Origin of the sequence: Amycolatopsis sp. SID8362 (assembly GCF_010550475.1) — a bacterium.
Lineage (GTDB): Bacteria > Actinomycetota > Actinomycetes > Mycobacteriales > Pseudonocardiaceae > Amycolatopsis > Amycolatopsis eburnea.
The window spans coordinates 1-7,750 of record NZ_JAAGNB010001605.1 but is presented as its reverse complement, the minus strand read 5'-3'; the positions used below and the strand labels follow the sequence as shown (position 1 = coordinate 7,750).

Genomic DNA, 7,750 nt, shown 5'->3' with positions numbered 1-7,750 from the left:
AACCGCCGAAGCCGCGGTCGCCGCGGAAGCCGCCGCCGCGACGCGGGTTCTCGCGCCGCCGCTCGACGACCGGCTCGCCGCTGGGCTCGCGGGCACCGGTGATGCGGGACAGCGCGTCGTCACCCGGACGGACCATCGTGGACTCGGCGCGGACGCCGGCCCGGTCGGTCATCCGCTTGACCATGCGGCGCTGGTCGTTGGTGACCAGCGTGACGACGACACCGGACGCCCCGGCGCGCGCCGTGCGGCCCGCGCGGTGCAGGTAGTCCTTGTGGTCGGCCGCCGGGTCGACGTGCAGCACCAGCGAGATGTCGTCGACGTGGATGCCGCGCGCCGCGACGTCCGTGGCGACCAGCACCGGCGAGTGGCCGTCCTTGAAGTCGGCGAGGACGCGGTTGCGCTGCCCCTGCGTCTTGCCGCCGTGCAGGGCCTGCGCGTTCACGCCCTGCTCGCGCAGGCGCTCGGTGAGGCGGTCGACGTGGTGCTTGGTCCGCACGAACATGATCGTGCGGCCCTCGCGGGCGCCGATCTGCGTGATGATGTCCTGCTTGTCCTGGTGCGTCACCTGGAGCACGTGGTGGTCCATGGTGTCGACGCTCGCGGTCGACGGTGCGACCGAGTGCGTGACCGGGTCGGTCAGGTACTGCCGGACCAGGCGGTTGACGTCACCGTCGAGCGTCGCCGAGAACAGCAGCCGCTGCCCACCCGGCGGGGTGAGGTCGAGGATCTCGCGGACCTGCGGCATGAAGCCCATGTCCGCCATCTGGTCGGCCTCGTCGAGGGCGATGAAGTTGCAGTCGCCCAGGTGCGCGGTGCCCTGCCGGACGTGGTCCGACAGCCGGCCCGGGGTGGCGATCAGCAGGTCGACACCGCGGGAGAGGGCGTCCGCCTGGCGGGCGAAGGCCATGCCGCCGACGGCCGTGCGGCACCACAGGCCGAGCGACTTGGCCAGCGGGGTCAGCGAGTCGGCCACCTGCATGGCCAGCTCGCGGGTCGGGACCAGGATCAGCGCGCGGGGGCGCTTCGGGCGGGCCTTGCCGCCGTCGAGCCGGGCCAGCATGGCCAGGCCGAAGGCGAGGGTCTTGCCGGAGCCGGTCTGGGCGCGGCCCAGCACGTCACGGCCGGCCAGCGCGTCCGGGATGGTCGCGGACTGGATCGGGAACGGGTTGTTGATGCCCGCGTCGGCCAGCGCGCGGAGCAGCGGCTCCGGCAGGCCCAGCTGGGCGAAGGTCTTGGTGGCCACGGTCTCGACCGCGTCGTCGCGCAGCATGTCCCCACCGGCCGGGCGGGTGCGCGGCTTGCGGTCGGGACGGTCCGCGCGCGCGGACGTCGAGGTGTGGCCGGAATTGAACGTGACTGTCACAAATGCCTCTCGGACGCGGTTCGTCACAAGGGAGGCCCGGGCTGCCCGCGCGCAGGCAGGGCAAGATGGTGTGCGGTGGGCGTTCACAGGGACGGACCCGGCACACCGTGTCTTTCACTTGCCGACACTGCGCGCCGCATGGGATTTACGGATCACCGCGAGCCATTCGGTGGCTCTGGAGGCGACGGACACCAACTCATCCACGCCGCCGGTTGCGGTCTGTACATACTGTACCCGAGCCGGAGCTGGGACTTCGCATCGAGGTCACCGGTTGTGGGCGGCGTCGCAGACGTGTTCCGCGCCACAGCCGCGACGCCGCCCCGCTTTCACCCGAGCCCGGCGGCGGTCACGAGCTCCGCCAGCAGTTCGCCGGTGTTCGTCACGTGCTCGCCGAGCCCGCGGCCGTGGAACCAGCCCGCCAGGTTGCGCACGTCCCTGGCCAGGAATTCGGCGCCGCCGGGATTGGCCACGACGTCGACGACCTGCGGCAGGTCGATCACCATCAGCCGGCCCCGGTGCACGAGCAGGTTGTACGCCGAGAGGTCGCCGTGCGCGAGCCCCTCGGCGGCGAGCAGCTCGAGCGCCGCGGTGGCCTGGAACCAGAGGTCCTTCAGCTCCTCGGGGTCCGGGCGCACCTGGGCCAGCCGCGGCGCGGCCGTTCCGTCGTCCTCGCCGAGGAACTCGAGGAGCAGCTCGGTCCCGTTGCGCTGCACCGGGTAGGGCACCGGTGCCCCGAGCGTCCACAAGCGACTCAGCGCGGCGAACTCCGCGACGGCCCACTGTTCGGCGATCAGGTTGCGGCCGAACGCGGTGCGGTGCTCGATCGCGCGCATCTCGCGGGAGCGGCGCATCCGCCGTCCCTCGAGGTAGCCCGCGTCGCGGTGGAACAGCTTGTGCTCGTCGCTGCGGTAGCGCTTGGCGGCGAGCAGCGTGCCGCCGGTGCCGGGCAGCCCGCGCCGCAGCAGGTGGACGTCGGCCTCCTTGCCGGTCTTGAGCACCCCGAGGTCGGTGTCGACCGCGGCGAGCTCGGTGACGACCCAGTCCGGCCGGGGCCGCGGGCCGTGTTCGGCGTCGTCCCAGGTGGACCAGCGGTCGGCCCCGTCGGGCAGCTGGTTTTCGGTGTAGGCGTCGTCGCGGAGCTTGGCGAGCCGGACGCGCTCGCCTTCGGTGAGCCGCCCGCTGCGGGTGGGCTCGGGATCGTCGAACCGCCCGCGCCGGCGCGAACGCGCTGCGCGGCGGCGGGAAGGCTGCTCGTCGAAACTGTCGAAGTCGTGCTGGCGCACTGGTGGGTTTCTCCTCGATCAGGGATGCCCCACCGGGCGCGCGGTCAGCTCCGGGGGGCAGGTGGGTAAGGGCGCGAAAGGGCCCGGACATCCATCACGACAGGCACCTCCCTGCTCTCACGCACACCGGCTCCCTGCCGGACTCGTTCAGCTTGCCGGACCGGTCACCGGCCGCGCAACCGAATAGCGCGAACGGACCGTTCGTGACGTTTCCTTGAATTCCGCCCGCCGGCGTGGCCACGATGAACCGGCAGGCAGACCCGAGGAGGAGCGGATGGACGCGTACGACGTGGTGATCGTCGGCGGCGGGCACAACGGCCTGGTCGCGGCCGCGTACCTGGCGCGGGCGGGCCGGTCGGTGCTCGTGCTCGAACGACGGGAAGAGACTGGTGGCGCCGCCGTCTCGTTCCGCGCGTTCGAGGGCGTGGACGTCCGGCTTTCGCGCTACTCGTACCTCGTCAGCCTGCTGCCGAAGAAGATCGTGGCCGACCTCGGCCTCGACGTGGAACTGCGACGGCGCCGGATGTCGTCGTACACCCCGTCGGGCGGCTCCGGTCTTCTTGTCGACACGGGCGACGACGGCCGGACCGCGTCGTCGTTCCGGGCAGTCACCGGGTCCACTTCGGATTTCGCGGCCTGGCAGCGGTTCTACGAGCTGACCGAGCGCGTCGCCGGGCGCGCGTTCGGCACGCTCACCGAACCACTGTTGTCCGAAGTGGACTTCCGCGACCGGATCGGTGACGACCGGGCGTGGTCCTTGCTGTTCGAACGGCCGATCGGCGAAACGCTCACGTCGTGGTTCGGCGACGACACGGTGCGCGGCGTGGTGCTCACCGACGCGCTGATCGGCACGTTCGCCCCGGCGGACGGCGAGGACCTGCGGCAGAACCGGTGCCTGCTCTACCACGTGATCGGCAACGGCACCGGCGACTGGGACGTCCCGGTCGGCGGCATGGGCGCGGTCACCGGCGCGCTCGCGACGGCCGCGGCCGCCGCGGGCGCGCGCCTGGTGACCGGCGCGGAGGTGCTCTCGGTGGATCCCGGCGGCGAGGTGCGTTACCGGCGTGACGACGCCGAGCACGTCGCCGCCGGAGGGCACGTCCTCGCCAACGTCGCGCCGTCCACGCTGGCGAGGCTGCTGGGCGAGGAACCGCCGAGCCGGCCGGAAGGCGCGCAGCTGAAGGTGAACATGGTGCTCTCGCGGCTGCCGAGGCTGCGTGACCCGGACGTCGACCCGGCCGAGGCGTTCGGAGGCACCTTCCACGTCAACGAGACCTTCTCCCAGTTGGAGGCGGCGTATCGCGAGGCGGAAGCGGGCCGGATCCCCACGCTGCCGCCGTGCGAGATCTATTGCCATTCGTTGACGGATCCGTCGATCCTCGGCCCGGCCGAACGCGCGGCCGGGGCGCACACCCTCACGCTGTTCGGCCTGCACATGCCCGCGCGGCTCTTCGAGGGGCGCAACGAAGAGGCGCGGGAAGCGGCGTTGCGCGCGACGCTGGCTTCCCTGAACAGCGTGCTGGCCGAGCCGATCGAGGACTGCCTGCTGTCCACGTCCGGGGGAAAACCCTGTGTGGAAGCGAAAACCCCGCTGGACCTGGAAGCCGAGCTGGGCTTGCCGGCGGGGCACATCTTCCACCGGGACCTTTCCTGGCCGTTCGCCGAGGATCCGGCCCAGGCCGGCCGCTGGGGCGTGGAAACACCGCACGAACGCGTCCTGTTGTGCGGCGCGGGAGCCGCGAGGGGAGGTGGTGTGAGCGGCATCCCCGGCCACAACGCGGCCATGGCGGTACTCGGCGCCCGGTGACCCGGGTCAGGCGTCGTGTTCGGTGCACAGACACGCGACGCCTGGCTCGATCCACTCGCGGCCGGCCCAGTCCGGGTGCCGTTCGACGAGCAGTGAGCGGACCTCGGCGACGACCTCGTCCACGCCCATCGCCGAGTCCCGCCGCCGCCAGGTCTCGTCCCGCAGTTCCCGCAGGTAGGCACGGACGTCGGTGAGTACGGCACCGCCACCGACCTCTCCGTGCCCGGGAACCACCACGCGGTGCCCGGCGGCGCTCAGCCGGTCCAGGACGGCGAGCCAGCCGACGCCCGAGACGTCGGCGTCGTGCGGCGGGAACCACGGGAAGATCGCGAACTGCCCGGTCTCGGCCAGGTCGCCGGTGAACAGGACACCGGCGTCCGGTACCTCGACGACCTGGTCGCCCCGGGTGTGGCCCCGGCCGGTGGGGCGCAGCCGGACGGTCCGGCCGCCGAGGTCGAGGTCGTAGCCGTCGTCGTAGACGTGGTCGGGAACCGGCAACCGGACACCCTCGAGGCGGCGGGCGATCACCTCGCCGAGGCCCCGGAACATCTCCAGGTAGCCCGGGCCCTTGGTGGTGAGGTCGTCGGCCTGGGCGCGGTTGACCAGGTAGGTGGCCTCGCCGGCGAACACCTGCGCGCCGAAAGCGTGCTCGGGGTGGAAGTGGGTCGTGGTCAGGTACAGGCGGCGGCCCTTCGCCACTTCGGTCGCGAAGGCGAGCACCTGCTCGGCGTTGGCGGTGCCGATGCCCGTGTCGATCACGAGGACGGCTTCCGAGCCGCCGACGACGCCGATGTTGGGCACCAGGTCGACCCGGTGGTTGGGGATCACCAGCAGGTCCGGGGCGATCTCCTCGGCGCCGTCGACGCGCACGACGGGATCGGTCAGTTCGGTCATACCCCGATTCCACCCGCGGCCGGCGGTGGACGTCCAAGACCGGTTCGGTGGCGCCGATACCGGATGGCTATCGTCGCCGGTCATGGAGCTGCGCACGCTGCGGTACTTCGTGGCCGTCGCCGAAGAACTCCACTTCGGCCGGGCGGCCGCGCGGCTGCACATGAGCCAGCCGCCGCTGAGCCGGGCGATCAAGCAGCTGGAAAGCGACGTCGGTGCCGTGCTGCTGCTGCGCTCCGCCACGGGCGTCACCCTGACCAAGGCCGGAGCGGCCCTGCTGGCGGAAGCCCGGTCCCTGCTAGACCAGGCCGACCGCGCCCGCGTGCGCGTGGCCGCGGCGGCGGGCGAAGCGGTGCTCACCGTCGGCATCCTGGGCGACAGCACCGACCCGCACGCGGTCCGGCTCGCCGACATCTACCGGCAGCGCCACCCGGACGTCGAGGTCCGCGTCCGCGACGCCGACCTGACCGACCCCACCTGCGGGCTGCGCACCGGCCTGGTCGACGTGGCGCTGACCCGCGGGCCGTTCGACGAAACCGGCCTGTCGGTGCACGAACTGCGCACCGACCCGGTGGGCGCGGTCCTGCGCGCCGACGACCCGTTGGCCGCCCGCGACCACCTCGACCTCGCCGACCTGGCCGGCCGCCGCTGGTTCCGCTTCCCGGACGGCACCGACCCGCGCTGGCAGGCCTATTGGCACGGCGGCGAACCCCGGGAGGGCCCGGTGGTGCGCGCGGTCCAGGAGTGCCTGCAGGTGGTCCTCTGGAACGGCACGGTCGGCTTGATGCCGCTCGGCCACGAGCCACCCGGCGACCTGGTCGTGGTGCCGCTGCCCGCGATGCCGCCGAGCCCGGTGGTCATGGCGTGGCAGCAGGGGAACGCGAACCCTTTGGTCCGCTCGTTCGCCCACATCGCGATGGCCGCGTACCGCCCGCGAGATCAGGTCTAGACCACTGGCGTGCGGCGCACGTCGTAGAGGTCCCAGTCCAGCTGCCAGAACGCGTCGATGCCGTGTTCGCGGATGAACTTCCGCTCGGTGTCGTGCACCGGGAAGCACCCGGCGATGCTGATCGGCGCGCCGCCGACGTCGATCAGCGTGTACTGGTGCGCGTCGAGTCCCGCGGGCGCCGAAACCGCGAAGGCCGTCATCGCGGACTCCTCGGCGATCGGCTGCCCGAAGTCGATGGTGTCGCCGTAGACGAACGGGCAGGTGCCGCGCAGCTGCTCGGCGAGGTAGCCGATCGCCAGCGCCCACGTCGGGTCGTCGGACCGGACGCTGATCCACAGCTCCGGTCTCATGCCGTGCCAGTCCGGGTGCTCGGCCAGCGAAAGCCCGTAGGTCGCGCCCGTCATGTAGCGCGGTTCCGGTTCGTCGGCGTAGACGAACGAGATGACGTCGTCGAGCCCGTCGTGGGTCGACGGGATCGGCTGCAGGCGGGGTTCGCTGGTCCCGGTCAGGGTGTCGAGATGGGCGACATACCGCTCGGCACGGCTCGGCATGGCGCGCAGCATACGGCCGACCGGGCTGTGGCGCGGCACAATCCCGCTGGCCCGGGCGCGGCACGTTCGGGCAGGGTGGAAACCATGCGAGTGCTCGTGATCGGAAGCGGAATCGGCGGCGCGGCGACGGCTTGGCACCTGGCCCGCCGCGGCGTGGAAGTGGTCGTGGCGGACGCGGCGCGGCCGGGGACGGCGACCGAGGCCGGTGCCGGGATCGTCAGCCCGTGGACGTCGAAGTGGGAAGACGCGCTGTACCCGCTCGCCTCGGCCGCCGGCCGGTACTACCGCGAATTCACCGCGGAGCTCGAGGGCTCGTCGTTCGAGGTGGTCGGCGGGATGATCGTGTCCGCCGACGAGGCCGAGCTGGCCGAGGCGCAGGAACGGCTGGACCAGCGCGCGGCGGGCGCACCGGAGATCGGCGAGGTCCGCCGGCTCGACCCGGCGCAGGCACGCGAACTCTTCCCGGTGCTGGCGCCCGGGCTGGGTGCGGTGCACTTGACCGGTGCCGGCCGCGTCGACGGGCACGAGCTGCGCCGGGCGCTCCTGCGTGACGCCGAGCGCCTGGGCGCGAAGTTCGTCGAAGGGGAGGTCGCGTTCCGGGCCGACGGCACCGTCGCGGGCGAAGGGGGACCGCTGGAGGCGGACAGCGTCGTGGTCGCCGCCGGTGCATGGAGCCATGACCTGCTGGCGCCGCTGGGCATCGACCTGCCGGTGACGCCGCACCGCGGCCAGATCAGTCACTTCGACCTGCCGGGCACGGACACCGCGGCGTGGCCCGTGGTCCTGCCGCGAACCAGCCACTACCTCCTCGCGTTCGGCGGCGGCCGGGTCGTCGCGGGCGCGACCCGCGAGGCGGACGCCGGCTTCGACTACCGCGTCACGGCCGCCGGGCAGCGCGAGGTCCTG

The 7,750-nt window shown here is 72.6% G+C and carries 7 protein-coding genes; 3 read left to right on the top strand and 4 right to left on the bottom strand.

All coding sequences use genetic code 11. The features are described 5' to 3' along the window. A partial coding sequence (locus tag G3I65_RS49415; protein WP_160702619.1) for a DEAD/DEAH box helicase occupies window positions 1-1,363 on the bottom strand: 1,363 nt, incomplete at its 3' end. 326 nt (window positions 1,364-1,689) lie between these two features. Next, the gene (locus G3I65_RS49410) at window positions 1,690-2,646 is read right to left on the bottom strand and encodes a serine protein kinase RIO (protein WP_160702617.1); all 957 of its coding nucleotides are present in this window, start codon (window positions 2,644-2,646) and stop codon (window positions 1,690-1,692) included. A 274-nt stretch (window positions 2,647-2,920) separates the two neighbouring features. Between G3I65_RS49410 and G3I65_RS49405 the strand changes: the two genes are divergently transcribed. Beyond that, window positions 2,921-4,453 carry an NAD(P)/FAD-dependent oxidoreductase gene (locus tag G3I65_RS49405; protein WP_160702615.1) on the top strand — a complete coding sequence of 511 codons (1,533 nt, stop codon included), beginning with the start codon at window positions 2,921-2,923 and terminating at the stop codon, window positions 4,451-4,453. Between the two features lie 6 nt (window positions 4,454-4,459). Here the strand turns inward: G3I65_RS49405 and G3I65_RS49400 are convergent, their stop codons facing one another. After that, complete coding sequence (locus G3I65_RS49400) at window positions 4,460-5,347, bottom strand: MBL fold metallo-hydrolase (protein ID WP_160702613.1); 888 nt, start codon at window positions 5,345-5,347, stop codon at window positions 4,460-4,462. Between the two features lie 82 nt (window positions 5,348-5,429). Here G3I65_RS49400 and G3I65_RS49395 point away from each other — a divergent pair, with 82 nt between their 5' ends. Then, complete coding sequence (locus tag G3I65_RS49395) at window positions 5,430-6,293, top strand: LysR family transcriptional regulator (RefSeq protein ID WP_160702611.1); 864 nt, start codon at window positions 5,430-5,432, stop codon at window positions 6,291-6,293. Here G3I65_RS49395 and G3I65_RS49390 read toward each other — a convergent pair. Beyond that, window positions 6,290-6,844, bottom strand: a complete 555-nt coding sequence (locus tag G3I65_RS49390; protein WP_239071920.1) for a suppressor of fused domain protein — start codon at window positions 6,842-6,844, stop codon at window positions 6,290-6,292. The genes G3I65_RS49395 and G3I65_RS49390 overlap by 4 nt on opposite strands. A gap of 84 nt (window positions 6,845-6,928) precedes the next feature. Here G3I65_RS49390 and G3I65_RS49385 point away from each other — a divergent pair. Continuing rightward, on the top strand, window positions 6,929-7,750 hold an 822-nt coding region (locus G3I65_RS49385), incomplete at its 3' end, for an FAD-binding oxidoreductase (protein ID WP_166641556.1).

Bases quoted from the DNA above. Each gene is read 5' to 3' on its own strand.
- G3I65_RS49405 (WP_160702615.1), top strand. From the start codon at position 2,921: ATGGACGCGTACGACGTGGTGATCGTCGGCGGCGGGCACAACGGCCTG.
- G3I65_RS49400 (WP_160702613.1), bottom strand. From the start codon at position 5,347: ATGACCGAACTGACCGATCCCGTCGTGCGCGTCGACGGCGCCGAGGAG.
- G3I65_RS49395 (WP_160702611.1), top strand. From the start codon at position 5,430: ATGGAGCTGCGCACGCTGCGGTACTTCGTGGCCGTCGCCGAAGAACTC.
- G3I65_RS49390 (WP_239071920.1), bottom strand. From the start codon at position 6,844: ATGCCGAGCCGTGCCGAGCGGTATGTCGCCCATCTCGACACCCTGACC.